At 53.1% G+C, this 15444-nt stretch carries 23 protein-coding genes; 20 read left to right on the top strand and 3 right to left on the bottom strand.

What is annotated here, in order from left to right; all coding sequences use genetic code 11:
- The first annotated feature begins 50 nt into the window (after positions 1-50).
- Together AX755_RS04180 and AX755_RS04175 are read left to right on the top strand one after the other, a co-directional pair.
- Positions 51-239 (top strand): hypothetical protein, encoded by a 189-nt coding sequence (locus AX755_RS04180; RefSeq protein ID WP_047352651.1) that lies wholly within the window; start codon positions 51-53, stop codon positions 237-239.
- An 11-nt stretch (positions 240-250) separates the two neighbouring features.
- A complete protein-coding gene (locus tag AX755_RS04175; protein ID WP_047352650.1) occupies positions 251-484 on the top strand; it encodes a DinI family protein in 234 nt (77 codons plus the stop codon).
- Positions 485-573: 89 nt separating this feature from the next.
- On the opposite strand, the gene AX755_RS04170 is transcribed toward AX755_RS04175, so the two are convergent.
- Positions 574-1719 carry a HEPN/Toprim-associated domain-containing protein gene (locus AX755_RS04170; protein ID WP_062856340.1) on the bottom strand — a complete coding sequence of 382 codons (1146 nt, stop codon included), beginning with the start codon at positions 1717-1719 and terminating at the stop codon, positions 574-576.
- A 315-nt stretch (positions 1720-2034) separates the two neighbouring features.
- Between AX755_RS04170 and AX755_RS04165 the strand changes: the two genes are divergently transcribed.
- Both AX755_RS04165 and AX755_RS04160 read left to right on the top strand, forming a co-directional pair.
- Entirely contained in the window at positions 2035-3102 is a 1068-nt protein-coding gene (locus AX755_RS04165; protein WP_225855527.1) for a hypothetical protein, read from the top strand.
- On the top strand, positions 3102-3440 hold the full coding sequence (locus AX755_RS04160; RefSeq protein ID WP_062856339.1) for an STAS-like domain-containing protein: 339 nt from the start codon (positions 3102-3104) through the stop codon (positions 3438-3440). The genes AX755_RS04165 and AX755_RS04160 overlap by 1 nt, the downstream gene beginning before the upstream one ends.
- 43 nt (positions 3441-3483) lie before the next feature.
- On the opposite strand, the gene AX755_RS04155 is transcribed toward AX755_RS04160, so the two are convergent.
- Positions 3484-4536: a phage portal protein gene (locus AX755_RS04155; RefSeq protein WP_062856338.1), complete on the bottom strand. Its 1053-nt coding sequence runs from the start codon at positions 4534-4536 to the stop codon at positions 3484-3486.
- The gene (locus AX755_RS04150) at positions 4536-6299 is read right to left on the bottom strand and encodes a terminase ATPase subunit family protein (RefSeq protein WP_017382378.1); all 1764 of its coding nucleotides are present in this window, start codon (positions 6297-6299) and stop codon (positions 4536-4538) included. The genes AX755_RS04155 and AX755_RS04150 overlap by 1 nt, the downstream gene beginning before the upstream one ends.
- A gap of 149 nt (positions 6300-6448) precedes the next feature.
- Here AX755_RS04150 and AX755_RS04145 point away from each other — a divergent pair, with 149 nt between their 5' ends.
- The 16 genes from AX755_RS04145 to AX755_RS04070 form a co-directional block, all read left to right on the top strand.
- Positions 6449-7276 (top strand): GPO family capsid scaffolding protein, encoded by an 828-nt coding sequence (locus tag AX755_RS04145; protein WP_047747767.1) that lies wholly within the window; start codon positions 6449-6451, stop codon positions 7274-7276.
- A 15-nt stretch (positions 7277-7291) separates the two neighbouring features.
- On the top strand, positions 7292-8440 hold the full coding sequence (locus tag AX755_RS04140) for a phage major capsid protein, P2 family (protein WP_016150809.1): 1149 nt from the start codon (positions 7292-7294) through the stop codon (positions 8438-8440).
- A gap of 3 nt (positions 8441-8443) precedes the next feature.
- Positions 8444-9097, top strand: coding sequence for a phage terminase small subunit (gpM, locus tag AX755_RS04135; RefSeq protein WP_006777754.1), 654 nt, complete (start codon positions 8444-8446; stop codon positions 9095-9097).
- 98 nt (positions 9098-9195) lie between these two features.
- Complete coding sequence (locus AX755_RS04130) at positions 9196-9663, top strand: head completion/stabilization protein (protein ID WP_014884903.1); 468 nt, start codon at positions 9196-9198, stop codon at positions 9661-9663.
- Positions 9663-9866 (top strand): tail protein X, encoded by a 204-nt coding sequence (locus AX755_RS04125; protein ID WP_000868184.1) that lies wholly within the window; start codon positions 9663-9665, stop codon positions 9864-9866. The genes AX755_RS04130 and AX755_RS04125 overlap by 1 nt, the downstream gene beginning before the upstream one ends.
- Before the next feature lie 3 nt (positions 9867-9869).
- Positions 9870-10085: a hypothetical protein gene (locus AX755_RS04120; RefSeq protein WP_014884902.1), complete on the top strand. Its 216-nt coding sequence runs from the start codon at positions 9870-9872 to the stop codon at positions 10083-10085.
- Positions 10066-10581 carry a lysozyme gene (locus tag AX755_RS04115; protein WP_014884901.1) on the top strand — a complete coding sequence of 172 codons (516 nt, stop codon included), beginning with the start codon at positions 10066-10068 and terminating at the stop codon, positions 10579-10581. The genes AX755_RS04120 and AX755_RS04115 overlap by 20 nt, the downstream gene beginning before the upstream one ends.
- Positions 10578-11006, top strand: a complete 429-nt coding sequence (lysB, locus tag AX755_RS04110; protein WP_014884900.1) for an Rz-like lysis system protein LysB — start codon at positions 10578-10580, stop codon at positions 11004-11006. The genes AX755_RS04115 and lysB overlap by 4 nt, the downstream gene beginning before the upstream one ends.
- Positions 10891-11139, top strand: coding sequence for an Rz1-like lysis system protein LysC (gene lysC / locus AX755_RS25700; protein ID WP_226866662.1), 249 nt, complete (start codon positions 10891-10893; stop codon positions 11137-11139). Before lysB ends, lysC begins: the two co-directional genes overlap by 116 nt.
- On the top strand, positions 11102-11533 hold the full coding sequence (locus AX755_RS04100) for a phage tail protein (RefSeq protein WP_014884898.1): 432 nt from the start codon (positions 11102-11104) through the stop codon (positions 11531-11533). Before lysC ends, AX755_RS04100 begins: the two co-directional genes overlap by 38 nt.
- Positions 11526-11972: a phage virion morphogenesis protein gene (locus AX755_RS04095; RefSeq protein WP_014884897.1), complete on the top strand. Its 447-nt coding sequence runs from the start codon at positions 11526-11528 to the stop codon at positions 11970-11972. The genes AX755_RS04100 and AX755_RS04095 overlap by 8 nt, the downstream gene beginning before the upstream one ends.
- Before the next feature lie 68 nt (positions 11973-12040).
- Positions 12041-12619, top strand: coding sequence for a phage baseplate assembly protein V (locus tag AX755_RS04090; RefSeq protein ID WP_014884896.1), 579 nt, complete (start codon positions 12041-12043; stop codon positions 12617-12619).
- Positions 12616-12975: a GPW/gp25 family protein gene (locus AX755_RS04085; RefSeq protein ID WP_062856337.1), complete on the top strand. Its 360-nt coding sequence runs from the start codon at positions 12616-12618 to the stop codon at positions 12973-12975. Before AX755_RS04090 ends, AX755_RS04085 begins: the two co-directional genes overlap by 4 nt.
- The gene (locus AX755_RS04080) at positions 12962-13870 is read left to right on the top strand and encodes a baseplate assembly protein (RefSeq protein ID WP_062856336.1); all 909 of its coding nucleotides are present in this window, start codon (positions 12962-12964) and stop codon (positions 13868-13870) included. The genes AX755_RS04085 and AX755_RS04080 overlap by 14 nt, the downstream gene beginning before the upstream one ends.
- Positions 13863-14468, top strand: a complete 606-nt coding sequence (locus AX755_RS04075; protein WP_062856335.1) for a phage tail protein I — start codon at positions 13863-13865, stop codon at positions 14466-14468. The genes AX755_RS04080 and AX755_RS04075 overlap by 8 nt, the downstream gene beginning before the upstream one ends.
- On the top strand, positions 14465-15444 hold a 980-nt coding region (locus AX755_RS04070; protein ID WP_197474125.1), incomplete at its 3' end, for a phage tail protein. The genes AX755_RS04075 and AX755_RS04070, both read left to right, overlap by 4 nt.

Genomic DNA, 15444 nt, shown 5'->3' with positions numbered 1-15444 from the left:
CTTCCTGGGGATGCTGGCTGGTTTATCCCGTAGTGAGGATAGGAGGGAAAATGCAGGACTATCTTTTGGAGTCGTTGAAACTCCAGCGTATTGATTTCTTTATCAAGCTTGTAGCGGCTAGTGAGTGTAGCGAAGAAGAGAAACGCCTTGCGATCCAGTGGGTGTCGGAACTGACGGACGAGCTGATGGTGAAAATTCGGAACCATGATTACGGCCGGGCGATGGACGTTATCAACTAAAGGGGGGCTTTATGCGCATTGAAATAATGATCGATAAAGAGCAGAAGATAAGCCAGGCAACACTGGAAGCTCTTGAATCCGAGCTTTACCGAAATTTGCGCCCTCTCTATCCAAAAACGGCAATCCGCATACGTAAGGGAAGCGCTAACGGCCTGGAGTTGAGCGGCTTAAAACTTGACGAAGATAAAAAGCGAGTAATGGAGATTTTGCAGCAGGTCTGGGAGGCCGACAGCTGGCAACATTAGGGAACGTTTCTGGCGTCAGAACTTGATTCTGACGCCAGCAAGGTTGAACAACGAGTGAGGCGAGGCGTTAGGTTATAATCAGAATTATGTTAGTCTTCAATATGTTTTTGGAGATTCAGTATTTGGCGATCGATATTAAATACAACCTCTTTAGTTAATTCAACGAGGTCCATTACATCATCTTTTGAAATATTTGTTAATTTTCCTGCTGTGTCTCTGCCGTTTCTATGAACAATGTCATGACGCTTTTTTACTGCCTCACATAATTTAGAGATTCTTTTTTTTGGGAACTCAACAAAAAGAACTTTGTTGAATAATTCAGGAATAGTGTTCATATTATGGAAGGATATGAAATCCAATTCATCCATTATTAATTTGTCTAGCTCATCTAATTTTGTGAAAATATCATTTAGTGTGAATTTTTTTGCTGAGAACTTATCATGTGACTCAACAAATCGACGCTTTACGGCTGGACGCGTCATCACCTGCTTTTTCATTGTATCAGAAAGGTATGCCTCGAATGCTGAAATTACTCCGGAAAATGCGAGGCGGTTCATTAAATGAAATTCTGGTAAGTTTATTGGCAGGATTATTAGTTCATCGATAAAATGTATGAAATTATCGAGAAAGTATGTTTTTTCTGCTTGAATTTCTGCTAGGTCATGAAAGTCATCAGTCCACCCAGCATTGGCTAATTCTGTTATGTCTAATTCAATATCTGCATCATCAGGCGAAATGCTTAATATTGCTATCGCCCAGCTTTCAATTGTTTTACACGGGAAGTGGAAGTTTGCAGCAGAATAGATTGGGTATTCATCGAAATCTTCAGAGAGCATGAATTCTAATAAATTATTTCCAAGGTTTTTATTTTTGGAAAATTCATTTTCTTGTGCGGTTAAAAGAAGATCTACCCATGATTGCATGTTGGGATGTTCTCTTAAAATCGTTAATTCATGTTGGTGGAGACCTTCATCATTATAACTTTCCAACATGTCAATCCATTTTGAGCGTATTTCATTGAATTCATTCTCAAGATGCTTATATGAAAATCCATCTAATTCTAGTCGTTTGCGAATTGTGCCAGCAGTGGTTCTGTACCCTAGGAAGATAAATTCTCCGGTGTTTTCGTCGACGTTACGTACACGCTCGCTCTCTCTAAAATACCAACGATGCCAAGAATTTTTCCATTCTTGGATAGTTAAGCCATTCAGCGTGATACTAGCGAAAGAACCCATATATGACCTCTTTTTTAGTCCAACAACATCACATCATAGGGCTGTGCAATTTGTTAACAGCATGTCCCTTTAATCGTATGTAGATTTGATTCTGAATCAAATTGATGTGCATAAACTACGATGTAACAGCGAAATTTCAAAGGGTGCATGTCTATGCCGCATGAATCCGCATGATCGTTTGAGGATCGTTTTAGCCGAGGACCGTCAGGAATGGCGGGCTTTTGCTTAAGTCATGCAGGTGCATGAAAACCACTTCGTAAAGCGGGCAGGCGTGGCGGGGCTACGAGCGCGCGGTTTTGGGTGATATGGTCGGATGTGAGCGATTTTAACCTTAGTTTCAGAGTTGGCTTTGCTCTGAAAACACCTAAGTTATATGATGAGCAAAAATCGACAAAAAAGGCTCGGCTAATGGGTTTAGGATTAAAAGACGCTATTGTTCACACAGCTGCATTTCATCAGAAAGATGAGAACAAGTTACTTTTGCCAAACAACCACTGGCACCCCGGATTTATTACCGTATTAGCCGCTTACGTAAACCATCATCGGATTGCTGAGGAAAACTGTACCTTATCCAGCCCTGACTACATGAGAGCCATAAATTTGCAGGGAGCGTTATGGGGACAGGACCAGTATCAGCAAGAGCGTGTTAATGTTGGAAAAAATTACAGTTTAGTTACAGCTCTAACGAATGTTGAGGCTGTTGATACCGCAACCAGTAGCATTAACAGTTGCGTACGGCAGTTAACTTTCCCTGAGCGTGATCCGCGAGACTACCCAAAGGGGCTTACGGACCTGACTCATGTGATAGGCGAGCTTCATGATAACGTCTGGTCACATGGTAAATCGACAGGCTTCTCCTTTGCACAACGCTCGGCAGTCCCTCATACGAATAGACAAGAGCATTACTTAGAGTTTTCTTTAGCCGATTGCGGGTTGGGCTTTCTGAGGGAGCTACGGCGAGCAGGCATTCAGGGTATTGAATCTCATCGTGATGCTATCGCATGGTGTATCCAGGAAGGGCATTCTTCAAAACATGCCGATCTACAGGATGATTGGGCGCAACAGCTTCCTCAGGATTTTATGGGTGGAAGTATGTTTGGTAATGGGGTTGCTGTAAAAGAAAAAGAGAATAACCATCAAGGGCTTGGGTTGTACCACTTGATGAAATTGGTAAAAACATACAACGGGGAATTGCAACTGGCTACAGGAAATGTATGCTTAGAGGCAATTGGTGATGAAGTGAGCTACACTGAGTTACGTAATGATTGGCCGGGTGTTGCGATTTCATGCCGCTTTAAGATTCATCAACTGGCAGTAGATAACGATAACGAAGAAAATGACCCTCAGCTTATGGAAATCATGCGGGCGTTAGGAGGAGAGTAATGAACAAAATCGCATACAAGTTACCCGAGGGTGACCTGGCTTCGCGCAATCAGGCTATCCCCCAGCGACACAAGATTGAAGTTTTTATCAAAGAGGGGAACTCAGTAGATCTGGATTTGAGCGGCGTTTATTCAATTTCCGAATCTTACTCTGATGAAATCTTTGGTGTGCTGGTTGTAAAATTTGGTGCTACCAAAGTCCTGAAGCAGGTAAAGGTTAGAAACGCATCCCCCTCAATTCTAAAAAGCATTGCAAAGGTAATCCAACGTCGTAGTAATGAGGTTGCATCAAAGAAGGTGCATTCTGTTGGATTTGATGGCTCGTATGCTGTTTGCTAACGCAAAGATGTAAAAAGGCGCTCTTAAGAGCGCCTTTTTTGTTCTAATCTCGTGCATCTAAGATATATGGTTCGAAACTAATCACTTCATCGTCCAGCCAGTCGTTAACTTCCATCATTCGCTTCTGTAAAGACATCAGCTCATTGCGTACGAACACGCGCGCAGCTTTTTCGACATCACCAAATCCGCCAGTATTCGTCGGAATGATCCCCATCAGTTGGGGCGGTACGCGGTGAGCTGCCAGCATGTCATCACGGCTCACGTTTTTGATGTTAAGAAACTCATCTTTCGCTGCGACTTCTGACAGCGGGATGATCTGAATACCGTCTTTCTTACCGTTCGGGCTGTACATAAACAGGTTGCGGAAGTTGCCTGGTCCTTTCGATTTTTTAAGTGCTTCGCGTATGTTGTCCACGTCTTTCTGATCGGCGGCGGGGTCGCTCATGTACATGATAAAACCAGCATGGCTACCGTTGAGGTAATACTTACGGCGAAACAGTGTGGCCGATTCATTCAGCAGTGCGGAAGGAATGGCAGAGAGGTATTCCGGCATTCCGTATAGCTCCTGGTTAACGTCAGGTTCCATCAGATGAAACACGCTTCCCTCATCGAACTGATAGGGCTGTGAGTTGTGACCATACTGTGCAAACCAGTAGGTGTCCTGGTCAATGCCGCGGCGGGTGTATTTCGCAAGCGAAGCGCGCAGCTCCATGATCTGGCCTAACCGGTTCAAGCGTTTTTCAAGATACGCGTTACCAAATACCAGAAAGTCCTGGGCGAACCGGGAAAAGGCTTGTTTAGACAGCCAGCGGTGAGGGATGAAGGTACTGGTAAGAATATTGCGTTTTACCTGAATGGCGCTGGAGTGATGTACGGCGGCGCGGTAAGTTCGCGCCAGGCCATCCATGCTGATCGGTGGTTCGTACCAGCGGTCCACCTGCACGCACTCCAGGTAATCAAATAACTCCCGGCGGTCCATCACGGGGATCGGATCGCCAAACGTAAACGCCTCCGCATGTGCATTACTGACCATGTTGGCCGTATCGGTGGCGGTCTGGCCGCGCGGTGCCTTGCTGCGGTTTTTGCGGTTAGCCATTAAAAAATCTCCACAATGTTGCTTGTACTGGCGGAAGCTCCTGCCAGTGGTTCGTTATAAAGTGCGTGCATGGTTGCCCAGGCTAAATCCGCGTGGCTGGCTTCCTCTGTGCGGGCTGCTTCGTAGGTTGGCCGGTTGCCGCTGGCGGTGGTTGAACGGCGAATGGACATAAAGGACTGCGCTATATCCAGCATCCCCGCGTCAAACTCCAGACGGCGCCCGCTGATGATGTCGTAGGCTTTAAGCACCAGGGCATTTTTTACGGTCGGGTTGTAGACAAACTCACGCGCGGCAGGGAAAAACTGCTTAACCGTTTTGTAAACGCCATCGCCAACGCCGGTCGAGTCAATGCCGATGTAGGTCACGTTGTAGCGTCTGGTGATTTCCTCAATCGCTGAGGCCTGGGCGCGAAAGTCCATCCCGCGCCACTGGTGACGCTCAAGGATACGGAATTTACCCCCGGGGACGACGGGAGGCGCAATGACAACGCAACCGGCGCTGTCACCGTTCTGCGTTCCTTTTGCCGGGTCATAGCCGATCCAGACAGGGTGGTATGCAAACGGACGCAGTAAAAGCGGTTCGAAATCGTCCCACACATCCCAGCTGTCAACCATGCAGGACTGCAGCAACGCCAGCGGGAACACGGACGCCAGGTCGTCAACAAACTGACACATCAGCAGGTTGTTGTATTCGTCCGGGCTGTACTCCAGGCGCAGCTGGTCCAGATCGAAAAGGTTACACCCGCCGTTTACTGCATCTTCGATGGTGACTATCTGGCGGTACTGGCCGTCAGGACATAAAACGCCGTGCGCCAGGCTACTGTGAGAAAGGTCAAATTCTACCCTGTCGGCTTTCGGGCGCCCTTTATTGAACAGGGCGCCAGACCAGAACGGGTAGGCGCTGTGCGTCAGGCTGGAAGGGGTCGAGAAATAGGTCTGGCGCCATTTTTTGTGCAGCGCCATACCGGAGGCCACCTTGCGCAGCTCCTGGAATTTCGGAATCCAGAAATACTCATCAAGATACAGATTGCCGTGATAGCTCTGCGCGGTACGGGCATTTGTACCGAGGAAGTAAAGACAGGCACCGTTAGGCAGCACCATCGGATCGCCTTTCAGCTCAACGTCCACCTCTTTTGCGAAGTCGATGATGTACTGTTTAAAAACATGCGCCTGCGCTTTACTCGCTGACAGAAAGATTTGATTTCGCCCCGTGGTGAGCGCGTCTATCAACGCTTCACGGGCGAAATAGTAGGTTGCACCTATCTGGCGTGACTTTAAGAGGTTGCGAATACGGTGCTTAATGCCAGCGTCCCACCAGTGGCGCTGGTACTCGAACATACCGGCGCGGAAAATCTCTTCCAGCTTTTCGATCTGCTCGTCGGTAAACAGGTTTTTTTCCGGCGGCTTGCGCGGGCCTTTATTACGGTTCGCCACGTTCGGATTCAGGTCTGCTTCATTGCCGCCATTGTTAAATTTGCCGATCCTGGCCTGTCGTTCTGACTGACGCGCCAGCAGGTCAATTTCTTTAAAGTCCTTTCCTTCCTTCTGCTCCTTCATGACGAGCTGGCAGTAACGTGCGGCGGTGGTGAGCTGCATCTGATCCAGTGGGCCATATTCGCCCCACTTATCGCGTTTTTTCCAGCTGTGAACGGTTGCAACTTTCTCGCCCAGCATTTCAGCAATGCGGGCTACGCGGTATCCCTGAAAGTACATCAGCATTGCCTGACGACGGGGATCGAGGTCTGCGGGGGTCAGTGTTGTCATGGCACAAACATACGGCCTCAAATCAGCACTTTCCCCGGCTTCGCATTGTGTGGGAGTTCGCACAAGCCCAACGCGTTGTTTACACGCGCCCATCACCGCAAACATAAGGCTCTGAACGTGTTACGAACTAACTAACCGGAGCCGGACCGATGGCAAAAAAATCTAAGCGTTTTCGTATTGGGGTCGAAGGGGCCACTACTGACGGGCGCGTTATTGAGCGTGAATGGCTCACCCAGATGGCAGCGAGCTATAACCCGCAGGTATACACCGCGCTGATCAATATGGAGCACATCAAGGGCTTTACTCCTGATGGGCCCTTCCGTCGTTTTGGCATGGTGGAAAAGCTGGAAGCGGAAGAAATTACCGAAGGGGCATTGTCCGGGAAAATGGCGCTGTATGGCTGGATTGCCCCGACTGACGATCTGGTCACGATGACCAGCAACTGGCAGAAGCTTTTCACCTCAATGGAAGTAAACACCAGCTTTGCCGATACCGGCTCTGCTTATTTGGTTGGCCTGGCGATTACTGACGATCCGGCAAGCCTCGGCACTGAAATGCTGCAGTTCAGCGCCAGCGCAGAACATAACCCCCTGGCGCGCCGCAAGCTGGACAAAGACAACCTGTTTACCGCTGCTGTTGAAACGCTCATCGAGTTTGAGGACGTGCCGGAAAAAACCAGCCTGTTTACCCGCGTGAAAGAGCTGCTGTCCCGCAAGGGCGCCGATGATAACGCCCGCTTTGCTGATGTGAATCAGGCTGTTGAAACCATCGCGCGTGAGCATCAGGCGCTGGCGGAGCAGGTCAGCACCCATCAAACCGATTTCAGCAACAAGCTGAGCGATATGCAGAAGGTTGTTGATGAGACAACCAGCGCACTCTCCACCCTGCGTGAGCAGCTTTCCACTCAGGACAGCCGCAGCGAACGCCGCCCTAATGCGACCGGCAATAACGGCGCAGAACAAACCACCGATTGCTGACGGAGCAAAAGCACAATGAAAAAAGAGACACGTTTTAAATTCAACGGCTATCTGACGCAGCTCGCCAAACTCAACGGCGTATCTGTGAGCGATATCGCCTCGAAATATACGGCTGAGCCGTCAGTGGCGCAGACGCTGGAAACGAAAATCCAGGAGTCTTCCTCGTTCCTGCAGAAAATCAACATTATCCCGGTTGATGAGCAGTCCGGCGAGCGTCTGGGGCTGGGTATTGGTTCCAGTATTGCCGGAAATACTGATACCACCCAGAAAGACCGTGAACCCGTTGATCCGACTTACATCGACGGTGAAGGGTACAAGTGTACCCAGACCAACTCTGATACGGCGCTGCCCTATGCGAAGCTGGATTTATGGGCCAAATTCCAGGACTTCCAGACGCGCATCCGTGACGCCATCATTACCCGCCAGGCGCTTGACCGCATCATGATCGGCTTCAACGGCGTGAAGCGTGAAAAAACGTCAGACCGCGCGACCTATCCACTGCTGCAGGATGTGAATATCGGCTGGCTGGAAAAAATCCGCCAGGAGAAACCCGTACAGGTGATGGATAAGATCGTGTCCGAAGGCGAGGTTATTTCTCAGACTATCCGTGTCGGTAAAGGCGGTGATTTCCTGAATCTGGACGCGCTGGTTATGGGCGCCGTGAATGAGAAAATCGCGCCGTGGTATCAGGAAGATACGGAGCTTGTGGTTATCGTCGGGCGCCAGTTACTGGCGGATAAATATTTCCCGATCGTCAACCGTGACCAGCCAAACAGCGAAACGCTGGCGGCAGATCTTATCGTCAGCCAGAAGCGTATCGGCAACCTCCCGGCCGTTCGTGCGCCGTTCTTCCCGGCGAATGCCATGCTGATCACCCGCCTGGATAACCTGTCTATTTACTGGCAATCAGGCTCCCGCCGCCGTTCGGTCATCGACAATCCGAAGCGTGACCGCGTGGAAAACTTCGAGTCCGTTAACGAGGCGTATGTTGTCGAAGATTACGACGGCGTTTGCCTGGTTGAGAACATCGAACTGTTGCCCGTGCAGGCAGGTGGCAATGCCAGCCCAGCGCTGACAACTGAAACCATCCAGGAAATCGTCACGGCAGCGGTGAAAGGCGCGCTTGATGCGCAGGCAGCTGGCGGTGCTGGCGCCGGAGCGTGATAAATGAATCCGTTCCGTGCTCACACTCAGTATGTACAGGCACAGGATGCCGCCCGGCAGGGCGGCAGTAATGCCAGCCTGACGGGCTACAACCAGATGCTGTTACAGCTGACAGAACACCGCAGGCGCCTTAAAACCGTCCAGTCAAACGAGCGCAAGGCTCAGCTCAAACGTGAGTTTCTTCCCGCTTATGCCTCATGGATTGCCGGTTTACTGGATGCTGACGCGTCAGGCCAGGACGACGTGGCGATGTACGTCATGATCTGGCGCATTGATGCCGGAGATTATACCGGCGCGCTGGACATTGCCCGCCATGCCATTAAACACGGCTGGGTCCTGCCGCAGCGATTCAACCGGACCTGCGGGACCGCTGTTGCGGAAGAGTTTGCCGACGCGGCAATGCGCGCTTTTTCTGCCGGTGAATCATTCAGTGCCGCCATTCTTACCCAGGTGCTCGATATCGTTGAAGGTCAGGATATGCCGGATCAGTCCCGCGCCCGACTTCATAAGGCGATGGGCTACGCGCTGCGGGATAACGATCAGGCAGTGGCGGCACTTAACCATCTGAAGCGTGCCCTGCAGCTGGATAACAGTTCTGGCGTCAAAACGGAAATCAACAAGCTTGAAAGCCGATTGCGACAGGCAATGTCGGCTTAACGAATCGTGCCAACGCGCGGGGCGGCACGGGGTGGCGACAGGCTTTATGCCGCGTCAAAACCCCGTCCACCGCCCAACTATTTGGGAGTGCCAGAAATATGCAATTCGTTTCGCCGGAACAGGCCGGGGAAAGTACCCAGGACGTTATTAAAAACACCAGTTTCTGGCCTGATGTCAGGGTTTCAGAGTTCCGCCGTGATATGCGCATGGATGGGAGTGTCACCGATCCACGCCTGCGTCTGGCGTTGCTGACAGCGATTGCTGAAGTTAACGCCGATCTTTATGAGTTCCGCGAGAAACAACGGGCGCAGGGGTATGCGAGCCTGGCCGACGTCCCTGCTGATGTGATCGACGGCGAAAGCCAGCGGCTCATGCTGTATCGCCGTGCGGTGTTTTGCTGGGCAAAAGCAAACCTGGTTGAGCGCTATCGCGATTTTGACGCAACCGGCGACGGAAGCAAGAAAGCTGAAGATATCGAAACAACCTTAGGCGAGCTGTGGCGCGATGTGCGCTGGGCGGAGTCCCGCCTGCGCGATATGCCGCATATGACGGTGGAGCTGATTTGATGAAAGTGCGTGCGCATCAGTATGACACGGTGGACGCACTCTGCTGGCGCCATTACGGGCGCACGCAGGGAGTCACTGAACAGGTGCTGCAGGCGAATCCGGGGCTGGCTGAATATGGCCCCTTTTTACCGCACGGGCTGCAGGTGGAGCTGCCGGACATTACGGCGTCAACCACTGCGCAGACTGTCCAGTTATGGGACTGAACTATGACGCTTGAACGAATCAGCGCCTTTATCACTTACTGCGTTGCCCTGCTTCTGGCATGGCTCGGCGATTTGTCTCTTAAAGATGTGTCGACCATCACCGGTCTTGCGCTGGGGATTATTACTGCAGCGGTGACCTGTTATTTACGCTGGAAAGCCTACCAGCTGCTGCGGGACGGCAGAATATCCAGGGGGGAATATGAGTCCTTCAATCGTTAAGCGTTGCCTGGTCGGCGCGGTGCTGGCGATTGCCGCCACGCTGCCGGGTTTTCAGTCGCTTCATACCTCCGTCGAGGGGCTGAAACTGATTGCTGATTTCGAAGGGTGTCGCCTCCAGCCATACCAGTGCAGCGCCGGGGTATGGACTGACGGGATCGGCAATACGTCCGGGGTAGTACCGGGCAAAACCATAACGGAGCGACAGGCCGCGCAGGGGCTGATTAATAACGTGTTGCTGACGGAAAAAAGGATTGAAGCCTGTCTGCAGGTTAAGCCACCTCAGCATGTTTACGATGCCCTGATCAGTATCGGTTTCAATGTCGGAACGGGGGCAATCTGCCGGTCAACAATGGTTTCTTACATCAATCGCCAGCAATGGTGGCAGGCGTGCAACCAGCTCCCCCGCTGGGTTTATGTAAATGGTCAACGGAATAAAGGGCTGGAAAACCGGCGCGCCCGTGAGCTTGCCTGGTGTCTTAAAGGGGCAGGGGCATGACGCGCGCGCTGGCGGTGATCCTGGCTCTGGTGCTGGCATTGCTGGGCTGGCAGTCATGGCGGCTTAACAATGCCGGTCACACCATCGGGACGCAGGCTGAGGCGCTTAAAAAGAACAAGCAGGAGCTGGCGAAGAAAAACAGCCAGCTCATCAGCCTGTCCATTCTTACTGAAACCAACAGCCGGGCGCAGATGCAACTTTATGCTGCAGCGGAGGAGACTTCCGCGCTGTTGCGGAGCCGCCAGCGCCGGATCGAGGAGCTAAAACGTGAAAACGAGGATTTACGCCGCTGGGCTGACACTCCTTTGCCTGCTGACATTATCCGGCTGCGGGACCGCCCGGCCCTCGCCGGAGGTGCAGCTTACCGTGAGTGGTTGTCCAAAAGTGACGCAGTGCCGCCTGGACAGGTCAGCGCCGCGCAGTAATGGGGATTTGAACCAGGTGCTGGATGAGACTGAGGCCGCCTGGGCGGTATGTGCCGACAAAGTGGACACGATCATAGCGTGTCAGGAGCAAGACAGTGAACAAGCCGCAGTCCTTACGCAACGCCCTGAATAAATCGGTGGCGTATGTCCGTGACAACCCGGACAAACTGCACCTTTTTGTTGATAACGGTTCGCTGGTTGCAACCGGCGCCCGTTCAATGTCATGGGAATACCGCTACACCCTGAACGTGGTGATTGAAGATTTTAGCGGCAACCAGAATTTAGTGATGGCGCCCGTATTGCTCTGGTTAATGACCAATCAACCGGACGCTATCAACAACCCGGAGCTGCGCGAAAAACTTTTTACCTTTGACGTCGATATCCTGAGCAATGATCTGTGTGATATCAGCCTCAATCTGCAGCTAACGGAGCGCGTGATTGTCAGCACAGACGGCACCGTATCGAGCGTTGAAGCGGTGCCGGAACCCGACGTACCCGAAGAAATGTGGACGGTGAAACGTGGATGACCTGCAGAGGGTGGATGACTGGCTGGCGGCCCTGCTGGCGAATCTGGAACCGGCAGCCCGCAACCGTATGATGCGACAACTGGCGCAGGAGCTGCGCCGGTCGCAACAGCAAAATATCAGGCTGCAGCGTAATCCAGACGGCACCACCTTTGAGCCGCGCCGGGTGACGGCCAGAAGTAAAAAGGGGCGCATCAAGCGCCAGATGTTCGCCAAATTGCGCACCACTAAATACCTGAAAACCGCAGCCACTGCGGACTCTGCCAGCGTGCAGTTTGATGGGAAAGTCCAGCGCATCGCCCGTGTTCACCATTATGGTCTGCGTGATCGAGTCAGACGCAACGGCCCGGAGGCCCGGTACCCGGCACGCCGTCTTTTGGGCGTGAATGATGAGGTGGAAACCATCACCCGTGACACGCTGTTGCGCTGGCTGTCGGAGTGAAATTTGTGTCACGGACGGCACAAAACCTAACGCTGCCTCCCTTTTCCCTCTGATGGCAACCTTTCGTTATGAACGCACAACTAACCGAAATCATGCGCCTTATCACCAACCTGATCCGCACCGGCACCGTAACCGAAGTGGACCGGGAAAACTGGCTGTGCCGGGTGAAAGTGGGCGAGCTTGAAACCAACTGGATTAACTGGCTGACACTGCGCGCAGGCGGTGCCCGTACATGGTGGTGCCCGTCGCCGGATGAGCAGGTGGTGGTGCTGAGTATGGGCGGCAATCTGGAAACCGCTTTTGCCTTACCTGCGATCTATTCCAACCAGTTCGCCCCGCCGTCGGACTCTGTGGACGGCTGCGTAACGGAATACCCGGACGGTGGCTGGTTTGAATATGAACCAGCGACCGGCCGCTGGCATGTGCGGGGCATCAAATCCATGGTGATCGAGGCTGCAGATAACATAACCCTGAAAACGGGGGAATTTGTGGTGGAAGCAAGCAACACGCGCATAAACAGCGAAGTGGTGATCAATGGTGGCGTCACCCAGGGCGGCGGCGCCATGAGTTCTAACGGGATCGTAGTCGATAAACACGGTCATACCGGCGTTAAGTCCGGCGGTGATACATCGGGAGGTCCGGTATGACGCTGTATATCGGCATGAGTCAGGACAACGGCAGGGCCATTACCGACACGGACCACCTGCGCCAGTCGGTCCGGGATATTCTGCTGACCCCGCAGGGGAGCCGCATTGCCCGGAGGGAATACGGCTCGCTTCTGTCTGAACTGATAGACCAGCCGCAGAACCCGGCGCTGCGCCTGCAGGTTATGTCTGCGGTCTATGTGGCTCTGAGTCGCTGGGAGCCACGGCTTACCCTGGATTCCATCACCATAAACAGCAGTTTTGATGGTTCGATGGTGGTTGAGCTTACCGGGCAGCGTGATAACGGCGCGCCGGTTTCACTTTCGGTATCAACAGGAGCAGACAATGGCAGTCATTGACCTTTCCCAGCTGCCCGCCCCGCAGATAGTGGATGTGCCGGATTTTAAAACGCTGCTAAACGAACGGAAAGCCGCGTTTGTAGCCCTTTATCCGGCAGACGAGCAGGACGCGGTAAGACGCACGCTTGAGCTGGAGTCTGAACCCGTGACCAAGCTCCTGCAGGAAAATGCGTATCGTGAAATCCTCCTGCGTCAGCGCATTAACGAGGCGGCGCAGGCGGTCATGGTGGCTTATTCCATGGGGAGTGATCTCGATCAGCTGGCCGGTAACTGCAACGTAAAACGTCTGACGGTTATTCCTGCCGATAACGACGCGGTACCGCCGGTTGCTGCCGTGATGGAAAGTGATGAGGCTCTGCGTCAGCGTGTTCCTGCAGCTTTTGAAGGGCTGTCAGTTGCAGGCCCAACGGGAGCTTACGAGTTTCACGCTAAAAGCGCTGACGGGCGAGTGGCTGACGCCAGCGCAACCAGCCCGGCCCCGGCGGAGGTGGTGCTTACCGTGCTGAGCCGTGAGGGCGACGGAACGGCTGCGGCGGATCTGCTGGCTGTGATTGAACAGGCGCTTAACAGTGAGAACGTGCGGCCGGTTGCTGACCGTCTGACGGTGCGCAGCGCTGAAATCATTCCGTACAGCGTGGATGCGACGATCTTTCTTTACCCGGGGCCAGAAGCTGAGCCGGTGATGGAGGCGGCAAAAGCCAGCCTGCAGAAATATATCGCCAGCCAGACGAGGCTGGGGCGTGATATTCGCCGCAGTGCTATTTATGCCGCGCTGCATGTTGAAGGTGTGCAGCGTGTTGAACTGGCCTCGCCGCTCGCTGATGTGGTGCTGGATAAGACACAAGCCGCTTCATGTACGGAATGGAGCGTAACCAACGGGGGAACGGATGAATAGTCTGCTTCCTCCTGGTTCATCGGCGCTTGAGCGCCGACTTGCTCAGACCTGCAGCGGAATTTCCGATCTGCAGGTGCCGCTGCGGAATTTATGGAACCCGGCAACATGCCCGGTCAAGTTTCTGCCGTATCTGGCGTGGGCCTTTTCGGTTGATCGCTGGGACGAAGGATGGGCGGAGAGCGTGAAGCGCCGTGTTGTGCAGGATGCGTTCTATATCCATCAGCACAAGGGCACAACCAGCGCGGTGCGGCGTGTGGTGGAGCCGTTCGGCTTTCTGATCCGCATCATTGAATGGTGGCAGACCGGCGAGGCGCCGGGCACGTTTCGCCTGGATATTGGGGTGCAGGACCAGGGCATAACAGAAGAAACCTATCTGGAGCTGGAGCGCCTGATTGGTGACGCCAAACCCTGCAGTCGGCATCTGATCGGCATGTCCATAAATCTGCAGACGAGCGGGCCATATTTTGTGGGAGCTGCCACTTACACCGGCGAAGAAATCACGATTTACCCGTATATCAACGAAACCATCATTTCCGGTGGCACTGCCTACGAGGGCGGCGCCGTCCATGTTATCGACACAATGAGAGTGAACCCATGAGCGCAAAATTTTATACCCTGCTGACGGATATTGGCGCGGCGAAACTGGCAAGCGCTGCCGCGCTCGGTGTGCCGCTGAAAATTACCCAGATGGCGGTGGGGGATGGCGGCGGCGTGCTTCCAACTCCCAGCGCACAACAGACGAAGCTGGTTTCCGAAAAGCGGCGCGCTGACCTGAACATGCTTTACATCGATCCGCAGAACAGCAGCCAGATTATTGCTGAGCAGGTGATTCCTGAAACGGAGGGCGGTTGGTGGATTCGTGAGGTTGGGCTGTTTGATGAAACGGGCGCGCTGATCGCAGTGGGGAACTGCCCGGAGAGCTATAAGCCGCAGCTGGCAGAGGGAAGCGGCCGCACGCAGACAGTGCGCATGGTACTGATTACCAGCAGCACCGATAACATTACGCTGAAAATTGATCCGTCCGTAGTGCTGGCAACCCGAAAATATGTTGATGACAAGGTGCTGGAACTGAAGGTGTATGTCGATGAGCTGATGGCGGCGCATCTTGCTGCAGCTGATCCGCATACGCAATATGCGACAAAAGCCAGCCCGACGTTTACCGGCACCCCAAAAGCCCCGACTGCAGCTGCAGGTAACAATACCACTCAGCTTGCCACGACTGCGTTTGTGCAGGCGGCTCTGATCGCCCTGGTGAATGGCGCCCCGGCTACGCTGGACACGCTGAAAGAAATTGCTGCGGCTATCAACAATGATCCTAATTTCAGCACCACCATTACTAACGCGCTTGCACTGAAAGCCCCACTGGCAAGCCCTGCCCTGACCGGAACGCCGACGGCGCCCACGGCTGCGCAGACTGTCAACAATACGCAAATTGCCACTACTGCTTTCGTAAAATCAGCTCTGGCTGCGCTTGTTGGCTCATCACCTGCGGCGCTTGATACCCTGAACGAGCTGGCGGCGGCGTTAGGAAACGATCCTAACTTTGCAACCACCATGACAAATGCCCTCGCAGG

The sequence above is a fragment of the Enterobacter sp. SENG-6 genome (assembly GCF_001605945.1).
GTDB lineage: Bacteria > Pseudomonadota > Gammaproteobacteria > Enterobacterales > Enterobacteriaceae > Enterobacter > Enterobacter cloacae.
This window is presented reverse-complemented; position numbering and strand designations above follow the sequence as displayed.

Excerpts from the sequence above, each read along its gene's own strand:
- AX755_RS04180 (WP_047352651.1), top strand. The coding sequence starts at position 51 with ATGCAGGACTATCTTTTGGAGTCGTTGAAACTCCAGCGTATTGATTTC.
- AX755_RS04175 (WP_047352650.1), top strand. The coding sequence starts at position 251 with ATGCGCATTGAAATAATGATCGATAAAGAGCAGAAGATAAGCCAGGCA.
- AX755_RS04170 (WP_062856340.1), bottom strand. The coding sequence starts at position 1,719 with ATGGGTTCTTTCGCTAGTATCACGCTGAATGGCTTAACTATCCAAGAA.
- AX755_RS04160 (WP_062856339.1), top strand. The coding sequence starts at position 3,102 with ATGAACAAAATCGCATACAAGTTACCCGAGGGTGACCTGGCTTCGCGC.
- AX755_RS04155 (WP_062856338.1), bottom strand. The coding sequence starts at position 4,536 with ATGGCTAACCGCAAAAACCGCAGCAAGGCACCGCGCGGCCAGACCGCC.
- AX755_RS04150 (WP_017382378.1), bottom strand. The coding sequence starts at position 6,299 with ATGACAACACTGACCCCCGCAGACCTCGATCCCCGTCGTCAGGCAATG.
- AX755_RS04145 (WP_047747767.1), top strand. The coding sequence starts at position 6,449 with ATGGCAAAAAAATCTAAGCGTTTTCGTATTGGGGTCGAAGGGGCCACT.
- AX755_RS04140 (WP_016150809.1), top strand. The coding sequence starts at position 7,292 with ATGAAAAAAGAGACACGTTTTAAATTCAACGGCTATCTGACGCAGCTC.
- gpM (WP_006777754.1), top strand. The coding sequence starts at position 8,444 with ATGAATCCGTTCCGTGCTCACACTCAGTATGTACAGGCACAGGATGCC.
- AX755_RS04130 (WP_014884903.1), top strand. The coding sequence starts at position 9,196 with ATGCAATTCGTTTCGCCGGAACAGGCCGGGGAAAGTACCCAGGACGTT.
- AX755_RS04125 (WP_000868184.1), top strand. The coding sequence starts at position 9,663 with ATGAAAGTGCGTGCGCATCAGTATGACACGGTGGACGCACTCTGCTGG.
- AX755_RS04120 (WP_014884902.1), top strand. The coding sequence starts at position 9,870 with ATGACGCTTGAACGAATCAGCGCCTTTATCACTTACTGCGTTGCCCTG.
- AX755_RS04115 (WP_014884901.1), top strand. The coding sequence starts at position 10,066 with ATGAGTCCTTCAATCGTTAAGCGTTGCCTGGTCGGCGCGGTGCTGGCG.
- lysB (WP_014884900.1), top strand. The coding sequence starts at position 10,578 with ATGACGCGCGCGCTGGCGGTGATCCTGGCTCTGGTGCTGGCATTGCTG.
- AX755_RS04090 (WP_014884896.1), top strand. The coding sequence starts at position 12,041 with ATGAACGCACAACTAACCGAAATCATGCGCCTTATCACCAACCTGATC.
- AX755_RS04085 (WP_062856337.1), top strand. The coding sequence starts at position 12,616 with ATGACGCTGTATATCGGCATGAGTCAGGACAACGGCAGGGCCATTACC.
- AX755_RS04080 (WP_062856336.1), top strand. The coding sequence starts at position 12,962 with ATGGCAGTCATTGACCTTTCCCAGCTGCCCGCCCCGCAGATAGTGGAT.
- AX755_RS04075 (WP_062856335.1), top strand. The coding sequence starts at position 13,863 with ATGAATAGTCTGCTTCCTCCTGGTTCATCGGCGCTTGAGCGCCGACTT.